Consider the following 18,129-nt stretch of genomic DNA (forward strand, 5'->3'; position numbering starts at 1 on the left):
CCTGCACCTGACTGGCAAAATAGTTCAGATGAGGAGCCGAAAGCATCCGGTCTTGCAAGGACAGCGGAAGCACAGCCAATGAACTGTCGTTGGGAACCACCTGTTCACCGGCATAACATGCCCAGGCGAAACGGCGGGAAGCCAGTTCCATCTCCTCCCGCGCCTGCAAGCTGCGAGTGTGGAGTTCGGCAGCAAGTGTCGCAATCATATTACGTTCCGTCTGGTCAATATCTCCTTGCTGGTAACGCAAGTCACCACTCTCACGCAACTTCAAGGCCAGCTCTTCTTGCGCTCCATACAAATGATACAGGTGGAAAGCATACTGATAATATACCCAAGCCCGTTTCACTTCGGCCACAATCTCTTTCTTCACCATGTCACGGTAATGAGTGCCAGTGGTTACCTGGGCATTCACCAGCGCATTCTTATAAAAAGGAGTCAGCAAAGAGCCTAACGACTGTTCTACGGCCAGTTCATTATCTTTCTTGTATTCTCCGTTCAATTGTCCCCAGGAATAGCTGAACGAGGTATTTCCTCCATCCCACACTTCACCACGTGCTGCCCGGCTGCGTTCAATCTCCGCACTGGCTATCTTCAGACGAGGATGATTCTGCAAGGCTATTTCTACGGCCTCATCCAGGGTAATTGCTTTCTGCGGAGTGACTGCAGAAACAGATACAGCTGCGAGGAGCAACATACACGTCACACCCGCCTTGCGTCCCAACCGTACACGGTGTTTTTTCCGGCCCCACAGATGGGCTATCACATTTACCAAACGATAGAATACCGGAATGACAATCAGGGTCAAAACAGTAGATACAATCAGACCACCAATCACTACCGTGGCCAGCGGACGCTGTACTTCGGCACCGGCAGAAGTAGCTACGGCCATCGGCACAAAGCCCAACGAAGCTACCAGTCCGGTCAGGAAGACAGGCCTCAACAGATGAGGACATCCTTTTGCAATAATTCGGTTCGTACACATGGTATATGTTTTTTCTTTTCGCAAATCATTAAAATGGTTAATCATCAGAATACCGTTCAACACGGCTACACCAAACAGGGCGATAAATCCTACACCGGCTGAAATACTGAACGGGAGTCCGCGCAGCCACAGAGCTACCACACCGCCAATCAGTGACAAAGGTACCGTAGAAAAGACAACCAATGAATAGATGACACTGCGGAAGGCAAAGAACAGCAACAGCAGAATCAGCATCAGCGCAATCGGAATAACAATGCTCAGGGTACGCACGGCATTCTGCAAGTTCTCAAACTGTCCGCCGTATTCCCAGTAATATCCCGGTTTCAACTTGATATTTTTCTCCAGAGAGGTACGTATCTGTTCTACTACCTGCTGAATATCGGCATCGCGCACATTGACCCCAATGACAATCCGTCGTTTGGTTGCATCGCGGTTAATCTGCAAAGGACCGTTTTCCAAATCAATGCTGGCTACCTCGCTGACTGGTATCTGAATACCTTCTCCCGTGCGGACAAACAGTTTGTCGATATTCAAGTCCTTCACCTTTTCGTTGTCCAGACGAAGTACCAGATCAAAACGACGTTCGTTTTCAAAGACTACCCCGGCGGTTTCTCCTGCATATGCCGTACGAATAATGGAATTCAATTCTTCTATGTCAATGCCATAACGGGCTATTTTAGAGCGGTCATACTTCACCAGCAATTGCGGAAGCCCCATGGCTTGCTCTACCAGCACATCGGCAGCTCCAGGTACCTGTTCCACGTATTTCGCAGCTTCTTTGGCCTTGGCATACAGTTCAGTCATATCCTCTCCATACAGCTTGATGGCAATGTCAGCTTTGGCACCCGTCATCAATTCATTGAAACGCAACTGGATAGGCTGGCTGAAATTGAATTCTGCCCCTTCCACCGTTTCCAGTGACTTCTTCATCTTCTCTACCATCTCTGCCCGACTGCTGGCCGATGTCCATTCGCTGAAAGGCTTCATCACAATCATCACGTCGGCATCCTCTACCGCCATCGGGTCGGTCGGGACCTCTGCGGTACCAATCTTGGCAACCACATGCTTGATTTCCGGGAAATCCTGCTTCAGTTTCTTTTCAGCCTCAAGCGACACCTCGATGCTGCGGCTCAATGAACTACCTGCCGGAAGCGTCATCTGCATGGCAAAGTCACCTTCGTCAAGAGTTGGAATAAACTCGGCACCCAAGCGGGTAAACAGAAAGAACGAAAGTATTAATAAGGTAAAGGCTGACACCAGCGTACCCCATACATGCGACAGACAGAAGTCCAATGTCCGACGATATACACGGTTCAATTTTTCAAAGAAACGGTCGGCCAATGTCGGTTTTACCGATACCGTACGCTTCAGGAACAAGGAAGCCATCATCGGCACATAAGTCAGCGACAGCAGCAAGGCACCGATAATACAGAACACCAGCGTCTTGGCCATCGGAGTAAAGTATTTTCCTTCGATTCCGGTCAAAGTCAATATAGGGAAGAACACAATCAGAATAATCAAAACGGCAAACGTGGCGCTTCGTACGACATTGCCGGCTCCTTTCTCCACCTCTGCATCCATTTCTTCTTTGCTAAGAGTACGTCCCATCAACCGACGGCCATAGATATGTGCCAGAATTCCTTCCAATATCACAATGGAACCGTCTACCACAATACCGAAGTCGATAGCTCCCAAACTCATCAGGTTGGCAGATACACCGAACACCCGCATCAGGATAAAGGCAAAAAGCATAGCTAACGGGATTACGGAAGCCACAATCAATCCTGCACGGACATTGCCGAGGAACAGAATCAATACCAAGAACACAATAATGGCTCCTTCTACCAGGTTGCGGATAACTGTCGAAATGTTACGGTTCACCAGTTCCGAACGATTCAGATAAGGTTCTACACTGACTCCTTCGGGAAGCATCTTCTGTACCTTCGCCACGCGTTTCTCCAACTCCTGCGTGACCACATTGGCATTGGCACCCTTCAACATCATGGCAATACCTCCTACGCATTCACCTTCTCCATCCTTGGTCATGGCACCAAAACGCTTGGGAGCTCCATAGCGTACTTTAGCAATGTCGCTCACATGTACAGGGATTCCTCCACGATTGGTCACGACAATCTGTTCAATATCTTTCAAGTCGGTAATCATACCCTCCGAACGGATGTAATAGGCACGGTTCACCTTTTCTATATAACTACCTCCAGTATTCTGGTTGTTGCGGCTCAATGCATCGTACACATCGCTGATGGTGATATTGAGCGAATACAAAGCATCCGGGTCGACAGCCACCTCATATTGCTTCAGGTATCCTCCGAAACTGTTGATTTCCACAATGCCTGGAATGCCCGAAAGCTGTCTTTTCACAATCCAGTCTTGAATGGTACGCAACTCCATGGCATCATATTTATCCTCATACCCGGGAGCTACTTTCAGTACATACTGGTAGATTTCACCCAAACCGGTGGTAATGGGCATCATCTCCGGCACACCCAACTCCGAAGGAATTTCTCCGGCCACGGTTTGTATCTGCTCATTCACCAGCTGACGGGCATCCAGTGTGGGCACACTTTCCTTGAACACCACGGTCACCAGCGACAAGCCGAAACGGGACACGGAACGAATTTCCTCCACATTCATGATGTTGCTCATGGCCACTTCTATCGGAAAAGTAATCAACTGTTCCACCTCCTGAGGGGCCAAAGTGGGCGACACGGTAACAATCTGTACCTGATTATTGGTAATGTCGGGCACTGCATCGATGGGCAATGTCAGCATTGAATAAATGCCCCCAATCATTAAAAACAAGGTTGTCAACACGACAAACAGTTTTTTTCGAATTGAAAAACGGACTATTTTCTTAAACATTTTCTTGTGTATTGATTGATGATGGAAACAAAATTACCTCACACCACACAATAAAAGCCCAACAAACGTGCGAAGCTGACAAATCAAGGGTTGAACTGACCTATCAGAATGATGAAATGCCAAAATCGGGAGTACACGTGTAATCTTCGTTTTTTCTATGTCAGTGTGGCAGTTTTTTATTATTTTTGCAGCCAATTTGAATAAAACTGCCATTAAGGCACGAAATTTGTTAGAGAGAAAAGAAAACTATTCAAACGAAAATAAAAACCATTAAGATATGAACAACGAAAATAAAAATCCGAACGTGGAAGAAGAATTGAAAAAGCAGTCACAAGAAACTGCCGAGAATGAACAAACGACTTCCGAAGCATCAGAAGCACAGGAAAATGCCTCTTCAGAAGAAAAGGAACTGACTGCCGAAGAAAAGTTGGGAAAAGAACTGGAAGAAGCTCAGAAAGTCATCGACGAGCAGAAAGACAAATACCTGCGTCTGTCTGCTGAATTCGACAACTTCCGCAAACGTACCTTAAAGGAAAAAGCCGAATTAATCAAAAACGGAGGAGAAAAGGCTATCAATGCTATCCTGCCGATTCTGGACGATTTGGAACGTGCGCTGCAGAACATGCAGAAGGCAGAAGACGTGAAAGCCATTTATGAGGGAGTGGAACTGATTTATCAGAAGTTTTTGAAAAACCTGCACCAGGAAGGCTTGGAAAAGATGGAACCTGTGGGCGAAGCATTCGATACTGACTTCCATGAAGCTGTGGCTTTGGTACCTGCTCCAAGCGAAGAACAGAAAGGCAAGGTCTTGGATTGTGTACAAACCGGATATAAACTGAACGAAAAAGTCATCCGCCATGCAAAAGTGGTGGTTGCCCAATAATAAACAGGTATAGTCATGGCGAAAAGAGATTATTATGAAGTGCTGGGGGTTGCCAAAACAGCCACGGCAGACGAAATAAAGAAGGCCTACCGAAAAAAGGCCATCCAATATCATCCGGACCGCAACCCGGGTGATAAGGAAGCGGAAGAGAAGTTCAAGGAAGCCGCAGAGGCCTACGAAGTATTGAGCAACCCGGACAAGCGTTCACGCTATGACCAGTTCGGTTTTGCCGGAGTAGACGGTGCAGCCGGAGGTGGAAGTGGATTTGGCGGATTTGGAGGCCAAGGCATGTCTATGGACGATATTTTCTCTATGTTCGGCGATATTTTCGGCGGACACGGAGGATTTGGCGGATTCAGCAGCGGATTTGGTGGCGGAGGCCAGTCACGTCAGCGGAAATTCCGTGGTTCAGACTTGCGCGTAAAGGTCAAACTGAACCTGAAGGAGATTTCAACTGGGGTTGAAAAGAAATTCAAGCTGAAGAAATACGTAGAATGCAGCCACTGTCATGGTACAGGGGCAGAAGGTGACGGAGGTACAGAAACTTGTCCTACCTGTCACGGAACGGGTAGCGTAACCCGCACACAGCAGAGCATTTTCGGCATGATGCAGACACAGTCTGTATGTCCGCAGTGCGGCGGTGAAGGTAAAATTATCAAGAACAAGTGTAAGGAATGTAACGGTGAAGGAGTGGTTTACGGTGAAGAAGTAGTAACCGTGAAGATTCCGGCCGGAGTAGCTGAAGGCATGCAGGTGACCATCAACGGAAAAGGTAATGCCGGAAAGCACAACGGGGTACCGGGCGACTTGCTGGTCTTGATTGAGGAAGAAAAGCATCCGGAACTCATCCGCGACGAAAGTGACTTGATCTACAACCTTCTGTTGAGCGTACCGACCGCTGCATTAGGAGGTACGGTAGAAATTCCGACCATCGATGGAAAGGCAAAAATCAAGATTGAGCCGGGCACACAGCCAGGCAAAGTGCTCCGCTTGCGCGGCAAAGGTCTGCCAAACATCAACAGCTACGGCTACAACACCGGTACAGGTGACTTGCTGGTAAATATCAGCGTCTACATTCCGGAAACGTTGACGAAAGAAGAACGTCAGGCACTGGAAAAATGGCAGGAAGCAGAGAACTTCAAGCCAAATACAAGCCTGAAAGAAAAAATCTTCAAGAAATTCAGAAGTTTATTCGATTAAGCAACAGCTTTTCAGATACAAGAAAGGACTGTCTCCCCTACAAGTGGAGTCAGTCCTTTCTGCATTTAAACACGACTCCTGCAAGTCTCCTATTTCGGCCGAAAGCCTTTTTCCCAGTACTGCATAGGAAGTACTCCAGTACTTTTGTGGAAGTACTACAGTACTCCTTAAGAAGTACTGAAAAGAGAACAGGACATTTCAGATTCTGCTCCGGTCCACATCGTCTTCTTTATCCAAATAAAATTTAAACCAAGACTAAAAAGAGATAACAGCCTAAATAGCAGTGACATTTTTTGTATTTTTGGGGTAACAAAAAAATGAAAGTCATGAAAAAATATATCTTGCTGCTGACATTGTTCTGTCCGTTACTCGTTTTAGCACAGACAGAAAACCCTAAGTCGCTTCCTTCCGACTCCCTTTCCACGACATTGCATGCTGAACAGCTCATGGCTAAGGATACACTCAGTGTACCCCTGCCCGCTCCTGTTCCGCAGCATTACCTATACTCTCCCTTCGATATGTATGGCATTACCCCGTTCAATTACGGCTATACCACCTGGGAGTTGCATAAAGGATTCAATGCCTCCATCGGCATGAATGTCACGTTCAGTCCGAGCAAATATGCTCCTTCCGGAGTGGGTTTCGGTCAGGACGCCGCTTTCTTGTACGCCGTACCGCTGAACAAGCGCTTCAGCGTAGCAGGCGGATTGTATGCCAGCAATTTCAACTGGGGTGGCATTAACTACCGTAATGTAGGAATTACCGGCATTGCTGCGTTTAAAGTCAACGAACGTATCAGTCTGTATGCCTATGGCAACAAATCGCTCATGCCGAAACGTTCACCCTATTACTATCCCATGCCAAATTTCGCTCCCGACCGGATTGGGGGAATGATTAATTTCAAGTTTAATGAAAGCAGTTCCATCAGCATCGGAGTAGAAGGAATCAAGTACCCACAAGGGACTTACTGGTAAATGAAATCGTAAAAAGATAGGTTATCCTGATAAAAATGATGATATTTGCAGCTGTTTTTAAAAAGCAGAAATCATGAATTATCAGGAAACACTTACCTACTTATATAATAGTGCCCCTCTGTTTCAGCAGGTGGGCAAAGATGCTTACAAAGAAGGATTAGACAACACGTATGCCCTGGATGATTACTTCCATCACCCTCACCGCAAATTCCATACGATTCACGTGGCAGGAACCAACGGAAAAGGTTCTTGTTCGCATACATTGGCTGCCATTCTACAGGCTGCAGGCTATAAAACCGGACTTTATACTTCTCCTCATCTGGTGGATTTCCGTGAACGTATCCGCGTAAACGGCACTCCGGTAAGTCAGGAATTTGTCATCGATTTTGTAGAAAAGCACCGTGCTTTCTTCGAACCGCTCCACCCTTCTTTCTTTGAACTTACCACTGCTATGGCATTCACCTATTTCGCTGAACAGCAGGTGGATGTAGCTGTCATAGAGGTCGGTCTTGGAGGAAGACTGGACTGCACCAACATCATTCAGCCCGACTTATGTGTCATTACCAACATTAGTTTTGACCATGTACAGTTTTTAGGTAATACCCTGGAAAAAATTGCTTCAGAAAAGGCGGGCATCATTAAAGAAGGTACTCCGGTTGTAATCGGTGAAACCACCCCCGAAACCCGACCAGTCTTCCAGGCTAAGGCTACTGCCGTAGGGGCTCCCATTGTATTTGCCGAAGACGAGCACCTGCTCATCCATGCGACCCGCAACGAAGCGATGCATTACGTTTACCAAACAGCTGACTATCCTCAACTGGAGGGCGAACTGGGAGGCTTATGCCAGCTAAAGAATACCAATACCCTACTCTCGGCTATCCGCCAGCTTCGTCATGCAGGATACAACCTGTCTGAAGAGAATGTACGCAAAGGTTTCCTTCATGTCTGCGAGCTGACCGGTCTGATGGGACGCTGGCAGAAATTAGGTGAGAAACCGACCATCATCTGCGATACCGGACACAACACGGGTGGTATGCAATACATAACCGAGCAACTCAGACATCAGACTTATAAAACCTTACATATTGTCATCGGCATGGTGAACGATAAGGATGTGAGCGGTGTATTGTCTATGTTGCCTAAAGATGCCCGATATTATTTCACACAAGCCAGCGTGAAAAGAGCTCTTCCCTACCAGCAGATGAAAGCACTGGCCGAGACCTTCAATTTACACGGAGAAGCCTACCCCCATGTGAAAGAAGCCTTCGAAGCAGCCAAGGAACAGGCCCAGCCGGATGATTTTATTTTTGTGGGAGGAAGCAGTTTTATTGTCGCCGATTTACTTTCTTTAAACAATTAAAGAACGTTCTTTCTTCGAAAATGTTTGGGTATATTGAAGAAAATCTTTTTATTTGCACAACAAAATAATGTGTGAACTAAAAGATTTTAATAATATGAACAACACATTTTACAAAGAAAATAATTTAAGCGGCTTAAAAAGAGCAGATTTTCAAAAAATTGTAGACGGCAAAGAGACAGATTTGTTTATTCTTTCGAACCAGCAAGGTACCGAAGTAGCAATTACAAACTATGGGGGAGCAATTTTAACTGTGATGGTACCGGACAAAAACGGTAAACTGGCCAATGTGGTGCAGGGACATGACAGTATCGACAACGTAATCAACAGTCACGAACCTTTCCTGAGTACATTAATCGGACGCTATGGCAACCGTATTGCGAAAGGCAGTTTCCTGATGGACGGACAAGAACATAATTTGACCATCAATAACGGTCCTAACTCCCTGCATGGAGGTCCGACTGGTTTCCATGCCCGCGTTTGGGATGCCAAACAGGAAGATGAACATAGTGTAACGCTGCACTATCTCTCTAAAGATGGGGAAGAAGGTTTCCCAGGCAATCTGGACATCACAGTTACTTACACACTGACAGGAGAGAACGAATTGGTCATCACTTACGTAGCCAACTGCGACAAAAAGACCATCACCAACCTGACCAACCACGCATTTTTCAGCCTGGCAGGTTTGAATAATCCGACTCCGACCGTAGACAATAACATTGTCACAATCAACGCAGATTTTTATATTCCAATAGACGAAGTATCTATCCCTACAGGAGAAGTATTGAAGGTAGAAGGTACTCCGATGGACTTCCGTACACCGCACACAGTGGGAAGCCGTATCAATGAACCGTTCCAGCAGCTCATCAACGGAGCCGGATACGACCATTGCTACGTGCTGAACAAACGCGAAACGGAAGCTCTGGTATTTGCGGCTAAATGTATAGAACCGGAAAGCGGACGTTCGCTGGAAGTTTATACTACAGAGCCGGGTGTACAAGTATACACAGCCAACTGGCACAATGGTTTCACTGGATACCACGGTGCTACATTCCCGGCAAGAAGTGCCATCTGCTTTGAAGCACAGCACTTCCCCGACTCACCCAACAAAGGACACTTCCCGTCAGTCGTGTTGAAGCCGGAAGATACCTACCATCAGGTAACTATCTATAAATTCGGAGTTGAAAAATAAAAATCTAGTTCTTTAATTAACCTATAACAAACTAACACCTTTAAACAACATGTCACAACAACAAAAAAGCTATTTGTTACCCATAGTAATGATGTTCGCATTGTTTGCTATGATTTCTTTCGTAACCGGATTGCCGGCTCCATTTGGAGTTATCGTACAGAGTGAATTTGGAGCTACCAACCTGGAAGCTACACTCGGATTCGCTGCGAACTTCATTGCATACGCTTTTATGGGTATTCCTTCGGGACTTCTTTTACAGAAAATCGGATACAAGAAAACAGCATTGATTGCTATTGCAGTAGGATTCATTGGTGTAGGTATTCAGGCATTGGCCTCTAAAGGCGGATTCTCTGTATATTTGGCTGGAGCCTTCATCTCTGGTTTCTCTATGTGTATGCTGAACACAGTAGTTAACCCGATGTTGAACACTCTGGGTGGTGGCGGCAAGAAAGGTAACCAGCTTATCCAGACTGGCGGTTCACTGAACTCTTTGTCAGCTACTATCGTTCCGGTATTGGTAGGTTACCTGATGGGTGCCAACGTAGAAGAACGTACTATCGCTAAGGCTTTGCCGGCACTTTACATTGCCATGGCTATCTTCGCCATCGCGTTTCTGGTACTTTTCTTCATGGCTATCCCTGAACCAAGTTTGTCTAAGGCAAACAAGAGCAAAGGCGAACACAGCCCGTTGTCTTTCCGTCACTTCAAGCTGGGAACCATCGCCATCTTCGTTTACGTAGGTATTGAAGTAGGTGTTCCTCACTTTGCAAACCTGTTTATGACTGCACAAGTAAATGAAGGCGGTCTGGGTATCGATCCGGCTATTGCAGGTTCTATCGTAGGTACTTACTGGTTCCTGATGCTTATCGGTCGTCTGATTGGTGCTTCACTCGGTGCTCAGTTCAGCAGTAAGGCCATGTTGACCGTAGCTTCTATTCTCGGATTGGTTTTGATCGGTATTGCCTTCGTAACTCCGTTGAGCAGCGTAGTCAACATGCCGGTATTCAAAAGCGGAGCTAGTCTGTCATTCGGATTGGAAGCAGTTCCTGTCAGCGTAATGTGTATGGCACTCTGCGGACTCTGTACTTCAATCATGTGGGGTGGTATCTTCAACCTGGCTGTAGAAGGACTGGGTAAATACACAGAAGCAGCTTCTGGAATCTTCATGGTAATGGTTTGCGGTGGTGGATTGCTTCCGCTGTTACAAGGTGGAGTAGCCGACTCAGCAGGTTACCTGAACAGCTTTATCGTAATTGCAGCCGCATTGGCATACTTGTTGTTCTATGCGTTGATCGGATGCAAGAATGTAAACAAAGACATTCCGACTGAATAATAAAACACAAGGATGAAGGATGGACTCATTCTTCATCCTTTCTTGTTTATATACCAGAATTTATTAACCTTTAATTTTTATCATTATGGACATAGAATTTGTAAGAAGCCGCTTTATCAAGCATTTCGACGGTACAACAGGCTCAGTATATACTTCTCCGGGACGAATCAACCTGATTGGTGAGCACACTGACTACAACGGAGGTTTTGTATTCCCAGGAGCTGTAGACAAAGGTATGGTGGCTGAAATCAAACCGAACGGAAAAGATAAAGTTTGCGCTTATTCTATCGACTTGAAAGACTATGTAGAATTCGGATTGAATGAAGAAGATGCTCCGAAAGCAAGCTGGGCACGTTATATCTTTGGTGTTTGCCGTGAAATGATCAAACGCGGAGTTGACGTAAAAGGCTTTAATACTGCATTTGCAGGTGATGTACCTCTGGGTGCAGGTATGTCTTCTTCTGCTGCATTGGAATCTACATACGCATACGCATTGAACGATTTGTTCGGCGACAACAAAATTGATAAATTCGAACTGGCTAAAGTAGGTCAGGCTACAGAACACAACTACTGCGGAGTTAATTGCGGTATCATGGACCAGTTTGCTTCTGTATTCGGTAAAGAAGGTCACCTGATTCGTCTGGACTGCCGTTCACTGGAATACCAGTACTTCCCGTTCAGACCGGACGGATACCGTTTGGTATTGGTTGACTCTGTAGTAAAACATGAACTGGCATCTTCTGCATACAACAAACGCCGTCAGAGCTGCGAAGCTGTTGTAGCTGCTATCAAAAAGAACCACCCGACTGTAGAATTCCTGAGAGACTGCACAATGGATATGCTGAACGAAGTAAAAGCTGAAGTTTCTGAAGAAGACTACATGCGTGCTGAATACGTAATCGAAGAAATCCAACGCGTGCTCGACGTATGCGACGCATTGGAAAAAGGCGACTACGAAACAGTGGGACAGAAAATGTATGAAACTCACCATGGTATGAGCAAACTGTATGAAGTAAGCTGCGAAGAGCTCGACTTCCTGAACGATATTGCTTTTGACTGTGGAGTTACTGGTTCACGCGTAATGGGTGGTGGATTCGGTGGATGTACCATCAACCTGGTTAAGAATGAATTGTACGAAACATTCATTTCTACTGCAAAAGAACGCTTCAAAGAAAAATTCGGTCGCAGCCCGAAAGTATACGATGTAGTTATCAGCGACGGTTCACACAAGGTTTGCTAATTCTATATCCATTAATATAAAAAAAGCACGAATTTCGGTTCGTGCTTTTTTTATGATATATACTCGACAAAATCAATCGCCGCGATAATAATACAGTAATGAATGCCGCGCAATAAAGTCCGCATTCAGTTTCACCAGCATCTTCTCTCCTACTTCAGGCAATTCTGCATCTGGCAGCAAGTTTTTCTCAATGCAATAATGCAACAAGTCCGGCGGACAAAGCATCTCTTCCGTCAACATCCGGAATGCATTTTGCGATGCCTCTTCCTGATCATAATAAGGATTTTCCGTGTCGGCGATGTATTCACACACATCCTTCGCCAGCAAAAGCCCTTTCTGCTCATCCACCATCAATACAAAGTTCCGGCAACTCTTCATCTGCGGCAAGGTATGATTCTCATCATCCGGCCACTGCAGAATCTCTACCAGGAAGCGCTTCAGTGAATCATAACCGTTGAGATAAATAATCTTCCGTCCGCCAGTCCACAAGGTAAAGAGACGATAAATCTCCGCATTCTTCTGCAAAACAGTTTCCGGCATTTCCTTTTCCTCCTGATACAGACGAGGAACCGATTTCCAGCACTTTGCCTGCTTACCAGCCAACAACTCAATCCATTCGTGAAGGAACAACGCCAAAGGACCCGTAGGGATAATAAAACGGTCATCCGGTGCCACCCGTTCAATGTAAGGCAACATAGAAGGCTCCGTAAGGTAAGTGTGCCCGAAAAGCCATGACAATTTCCGGTCAGCCTCTTTTTCATCTGCATAGCCGGCAAAATAATCCTTCAGCAACTCATTCTCCGGAGCCACCTCATAAGCTTCCTCCAGTAAAGGCAGAAAAGCCTGTGCCTGCTTTAAGATTGAGGTATCCAGCGGATTTACATACCCACGCGAGTAAGGAGCCTTTTGCCATGTATTCCAGATAATGAAACGTACGTCCTCCAGGTTTACCTCTCCCTTTATATAATCTTTTCCCGTGGGATAGAATGGAAGACACCTGCCATACAAACGGGAATGAGCAGTGGTAAATCCCTGCCACAATCCCAGGCCGGAAATGATGTCTTCCAGATAAGCTGCCACATACAAACTTAAATACTTGCGAAACGTCTCAGGCAATTCCTCCAAATGACAAGCCGCATAAAGTTTGTTGGCCAATTCCACAAAAAACGTATCTGAAGAACAAACTGTCGTATACGGATGAATAGCCAGCCAGTCGTTCAAATAAATCACATTCTTTTTCATATATATTCGTTCATTTGAATAATCAGTTTCGAGTAAAAAGCGTCACAAGCAGTGAAATCAGTGTCAGACCGATTCCTACACAGACCACTCCGGTCCAGCCCCAAGCGTGCCAGAAAGTACCGGCTAGAAAAGTTCCCAGTGAACCACCCACAAAATAAGTCGTCATAAAGATGGTATTCACGCGGTTGGTCGCCTTGGGAGCCTGCGACAACGCACAGGTTTGATTACCTATCTGCACACATTGCATACCGATATCTATCACGATAATTCCCACGATAAAGCCTAAATAAGAATTCTGGAATATAAACATGATTATCCAGGCTGCAATGATGAGCGAACAACCAACAAAAGTGAAAAACCGCACTCCAAACTTATGTACCAGACTCCCAACAAAAGAGGCCGTCAGTGCACCGGCCACCCCACACAATCCCAGCATACCGATGATATTGTTTCCTGCATAAAACGGTTCCCCACTCAACTTAAAGGCCAAACATGCCCATAACGCCAGGAAACTACCAAAACAAAGTCCGGCCCGTGCAGATACCAGACGGATGGTCGAATTGTCCCTGTACAACGTAAAAAGCGATTTCATCAGTCCTTTGTACGTACCCCTGAAATTTAGCGGCATATCCGGCAACACCCGAACTACCACAAAAATACAAAGCAACATGATGACGGCTACAATATAATACATCGTACGCCAGCCCCAGTATTCGCCTACAAAACCGCTGATTACCCGTGAACCCAAAATTCCGGTCAGCAGACCGCTGACCATCATCCCCACATTGCGTGCTTTATTCTGTGGCAGTGAGAACTGTGCAGCAATCGGAATGAAAATCTGTGGCATGACCGAACAAATCCCTGTCACCAGCGAAGCCAGCAAGATATAAAATACATTCACAGACATGGCTATACTGCAAGTCGCCACCGACAACAAGAGAAAATTAATAACAATGATATTCTTCCGCTTGTACAAATCCCCCAAAGGAATAATAAACAACAATCCCAGCGCATACCCAATCTGTGTGGTCATAGGTATCAGATTGGCTGTAAACTCCGAGATACCCAAATCCTCACTGATACGGTTCAGCAACGGCTGATTATAATACAGATTCGCCACTGAAAGTCCTGATATAATGGCCAGTATCCACAGTAACGAAGCCGGAATTCCTTTATTCTCTTCCAATTTTTGTTTCATATTGATAAACTCTTACTTTCATTTTGCAAAAATAGACAAAAAAACAAATGTCCATAATAAAGTCAACCACAAAGCAAAATGAAAATAAATTCAGGATTCATACAATAACCTTGTCAGATTCTTCTTTCATCAGTTCTCAAATTACAAACTTATTACATATTACCTGAATTATATAACTCACACAAAATCAAGAAAAAAGAAGTCTGTCGTTCTATATTCCCTATCCGACAGGAAAATAAAAAAGTTAATTATCGACTGCCTAATTTGTTAAATCGTCCACTCTCTAATTATTCGTTGAAAAGATTTTTTAACTTTGCAACAGAAAAAGCAAGTAATACAAAAAGATTCAACGAACTTAACTACAAAGTATTAAGCGAATTAAAACGCGAAAATAGATTTACAATTTAATTAAAATTTTATGGTACATCATTCCAAATTCCTGTTTTCCGCATTAGTCGTTTCAGCCATGGCTGTTGGCGCAAATGCTCAGGTAACAACTTCTGCTATCAGCGGAAAAGTTTTAGATGAAACCAAAGCCCCGGTTATCGGTGCTACAGTGGTAGCTATCCACGAACCGTCAGGAACTCTCTACGGTGCAGTAACAAACGTAGACGGACGTTACACCATCCAAGGTATGCGTACCGGTGGTCCCTACAAAATTGAAATCTCATACGTAGGTTACAACAAAACTGCATTTACAGGTATTTCACTCGAACTGGGTAACACACTCAGCCTGAATGCCGAAATGAAACCAAGTTCAGAACTGTTGGACGAAGTAGTAGTCGTAGCCGATGCAAAAGCGAATGCCGGAGCTGCACACAACTTCTCTACACAGAAAATCGAAAACACTCCGACAGTCGACCGTAACGTGTACGACATCGTGAAGAACATGCCGATGGCCATGACTTCAAAGAACGGAGGTATCACATTCGCCGGTTCAAACAACCGTTACAACAGCTTCCAGATTGACGGTACAGTAAGTAACGACGTATTTGGTTTGTCAGCATCCGGAACTAACGGTGGCCAGACAGGTGCCAACCCGATTTCTATGGATGCTATCCAGGAAATTCAGGTAGTCGTTGCTCCTTTCGATGTACGTCAGAGCGGATTTACTGGAGGTGGTATCAATGCCATCACCAAGCAGGGTACTAACACCACTCACGGTTCGGCTTACACTTACTTCAACAACCAGAACATGTATGGTAAATACAGTGCCGTACGCGGTTATGAGAAGTCTCCACTCACCCAGCAGTACACTCGTACTTACGGTGGAACATTGGGCGGTGCCATCGTAAAAGACAAATTGTTCTATTTTGTAAGTGCAGAAGCGAAGAAAGAATCTTATCCTTCAAGTATTTACCCGGGATATACTGACAGCTATATCACCAATGATGTAGCCAAACAGATTGCTGACCAATATGCTAAACTAACAGGTATTCAGGAAAACTATGGACAGCGCGATATTGAAAGTAAATCATTTGGGCTGTTAGCTCGTATTGACTGGAACATCAACCAGAACCACAAATTAGCTCTGCGTTACCAACACAACAACTCATACGATGACAACTACGGAGTGGGATCCACTTCATACACTTTCGTAAACAGTGGCTACCGTATGAACAATAAAACAAATTCTATCGTAGCAGAGTTGAACTCTCACTTGGGACAGAATTTGTACAATGAATTCCGTGCTTCAGCCAGCTTCATTCGTGACCACCGTGACGTAGCTTACCAAGGTCCTACAGTCCAGATTGAAGACATTTTAGGTGGTGACCAAAAAACAGCCATTACCGCTAACATCGGTACAGAGTATTCTTCTGGTGCCAACTACTTGGATCAAGACATTTATACATTCGAAGATAACCTTTCTTGGTATTTAGGTAACCATACACTGACATTCGGTACACACAACGAAATATACCGCATGAAGAATCTGTTTATCCAAGCTGTAAATGGTTCTTGGTATTATGCTGACTTACAACGATTCCTGGATGATCAGCCTTATAAATTCTCTTACAAATACACGGACCCAGAATTAACGGGAGGCGACACACAATGGGCTCCTGCCATGAAATCTGGCCAGTTTGGTTTCTATGCACAAGATAAATGGGATATCAGCAACAACTTCAACCTGACGTATGGTTTGCGTATTGATATTCCGGTAGTATTTAATAATCCGACTGAGAACCCTACATTTAATGAATATGCTGCACAAAAAGGTTTTGGCGTTCGTGTAGGAGAAAACCCAAGTGCAAAAGTCCTGTTCTCACCGCGCGTAGGATTCCGTTGGTATACCAATGACTCACATAAGACTTTATTGCGTGGTGGTATAGGTATCTTTACAGGTCGCGTACCATTTGTATGGTTGTCAAATGCATTCAACAATACAGGTATGGAAAGCAAAGGTACCACTATCGAACCCAAAGATGGTAAAAATCATACCCACACAGCTCCTTCTTTAGGACAGTATGCCAACAATCCTATGGCTGGAGCAAATTCTGGAAGCGGTTATTTCAGCCCGGATATCGTAACTGTATCTAAAGACTTCAAATATCCGCAAGTATTCCGCGCTAACCTTGCCTTGGAACAGAGACTGCCGGGTGATATCAAAATGACATTGGAAGGTATCTATTCAAAAACCATGAATAACGTATTCTTTGAGAACTTGGCACTGACAAATAACGGTGAAAAAGTATATGCAATCCCTGGAGTGGAGGCATCAGTCGCTCCATATTATACTAAAGGACAAAGCGATTATTATAGCATCATCAACCTGAGAAATACTAATAAAGGATATACATATGCTTTATCGGCATTGCTGGAAAAACATTTCAACTTTGGTTTGGACATGTCTGCATCTTACACCTTTGGACATGCAAAATCAGTAAACGATGGAACAAGTTCAGTAGCTTACTCTAACTGGAAATACAACTACTCTGTAGATACCAATTCTCAGAATGAGCTTGGCTTCTCTAAATTCGATATTCCTCATCGTGTAATGGTTCAGGCATCTTATAATAGTCCTAAATACTGGAATGGATGGACAAGCACCACAATTGCTGTTATTTATAATGGATTCTCAGGAAGCCGCTACAGCCTGACAATGAACGAAAAACAGGACTTTAACGGTGACGGCCAAAAGGGTAACTCTTTGCTTTACATACCAACTGATGAAGAGTTAAACAAAATGACCTTCATTGATAATATTGATGAAGAAACAGGCAAGGTTATCATGACTGCTGCACAGAGCCGTGAAGCTTTCAAGCAATGGATTGAAAACGACAGTTATGCAAAGAACCACAGAGGTCAGTATGCAGAACGTAATTCAAACCTGAGCAAATGGGAACATGAAATTGATTTACACTTGGCTCAGACTATCTACAATATTCAGGGTATGGGCAAACTGGAATTTACATTCGACATCATCAACTTTGCCAATATGCTGAACAAGAAATGGGGTGCAAGCTATGAATCTGCTTACAACCTTTCTCCACTGACTCTTAAGGAATTTGCTGCTGATAAAACGACTCCATTGTATTACTACAACAATGCCGAAATCAAGAAGAGCGACATCAGCTCACGCTGGCACTGCCAGGTGGGTGTAAGACTGACTTTCTAATGAAAGACTAACCCTTTACATAAAAG

At 44.8% G+C, this 18,129-nt stretch carries 10 protein-coding genes and 1 pseudogene; 8 read left to right on the forward strand and 3 right to left on the reverse strand.

The window, feature by feature from the left end; genetic code table 11:
* Positions 1 to 111: 111 nt before the first annotated feature.
* Positions 112 to 3,865 (reverse strand): annotated as a pseudogene (locus DXD04_RS09150) (CusA/CzcA family heavy metal efflux RND transporter); the annotation flags it as partial.
* Between the two features lie 277 nt (positions 3,866 to 4,142).
* Here DXD04_RS09150 and grpE point away from each other — a divergent pair.
* From grpE to galK, 7 genes are all read left to right on the forward strand, one after another.
* Complete coding sequence (gene grpE / locus DXD04_RS09155; protein WP_117672795.1) at positions 4,143 to 4,748, forward strand: nucleotide exchange factor GrpE; 606 nt, start codon at positions 4,143 to 4,145, stop codon at positions 4,746 to 4,748.
* A 15-nt stretch (positions 4,749 to 4,763) separates the two neighbouring features.
* Positions 4,764 to 5,948: a molecular chaperone DnaJ gene (dnaJ, locus tag DXD04_RS09160; protein WP_007561676.1), complete on the forward strand. Its 1,185-nt coding sequence runs from the start codon at positions 4,764 to 4,766 to the stop codon at positions 5,946 to 5,948.
* 326 nt (positions 5,949 to 6,274) lie between these two features.
* Positions 6,275 to 6,922: a hypothetical protein gene (locus DXD04_RS09165; RefSeq protein ID WP_259295969.1), complete on the forward strand. Its 648-nt coding sequence runs from the start codon at positions 6,275 to 6,277 to the stop codon at positions 6,920 to 6,922.
* 73 nt (positions 6,923 to 6,995) lie between these two features.
* Positions 6,996 to 8,282, forward strand: a complete 1,287-nt coding sequence (locus DXD04_RS09170; protein WP_117672799.1) for a bifunctional folylpolyglutamate synthase/dihydrofolate synthase — start codon at positions 6,996 to 6,998, stop codon at positions 8,280 to 8,282.
* Positions 8,283 to 8,376: 94 nt separating this feature from the next.
* Complete coding sequence (locus DXD04_RS09175) at positions 8,377 to 9,471, forward strand: aldose epimerase family protein (RefSeq protein ID WP_117672859.1); 1,095 nt, start codon at positions 8,377 to 8,379, stop codon at positions 9,469 to 9,471.
* 49 nt (positions 9,472 to 9,520) lie between these two features.
* Positions 9,521 to 10,804: an MFS transporter gene (locus tag DXD04_RS09180; protein ID WP_117672801.1), complete on the forward strand. Its 1,284-nt coding sequence runs from the start codon at positions 9,521 to 9,523 to the stop codon at positions 10,802 to 10,804.
* An 85-nt stretch (positions 10,805 to 10,889) separates the two neighbouring features.
* Complete coding sequence (galK, locus tag DXD04_RS09185) at positions 10,890 to 12,044, forward strand: galactokinase (protein ID WP_117672803.1); 1,155 nt, start codon at positions 10,890 to 10,892, stop codon at positions 12,042 to 12,044.
* Between the two features lie 72 nt (positions 12,045 to 12,116).
* Here galK and DXD04_RS09190 read toward each other — a convergent pair whose 3' ends face one another.
* Entirely contained in the window at positions 12,117 to 13,286 is a 1,170-nt protein-coding gene (locus DXD04_RS09190) for a DUF3843 family protein (protein WP_117672805.1), read from the reverse strand.
* A 22-nt stretch (positions 13,287 to 13,308) separates the two neighbouring features.
* On the reverse strand, positions 13,309 to 14,484 hold the full coding sequence (locus DXD04_RS09195) for an MFS transporter (RefSeq protein WP_117672807.1): 1,176 nt from the start codon (positions 14,482 to 14,484) through the stop codon (positions 13,309 to 13,311).
* 418 nt (positions 14,485 to 14,902) lie between these two features.
* Between DXD04_RS09195 and DXD04_RS09200 the strand changes: the two genes are divergently transcribed.
* On the forward strand, positions 14,903 to 18,103 hold the full coding sequence (locus DXD04_RS09200) for a TonB-dependent receptor (RefSeq protein WP_117672809.1): 3,201 nt from the start codon (positions 14,903 to 14,905) through the stop codon (positions 18,101 to 18,103).
* The last annotated feature ends 26 nt before the right edge of the window (positions 18,104 to 18,129 follow it).

This window comes from Phocaeicola plebeius (assembly GCF_003437535.1).
GTDB classification, from domain to species: domain Bacteria; phylum Bacteroidota; class Bacteroidia; order Bacteroidales; family Bacteroidaceae; genus Phocaeicola; species Phocaeicola plebeius_A.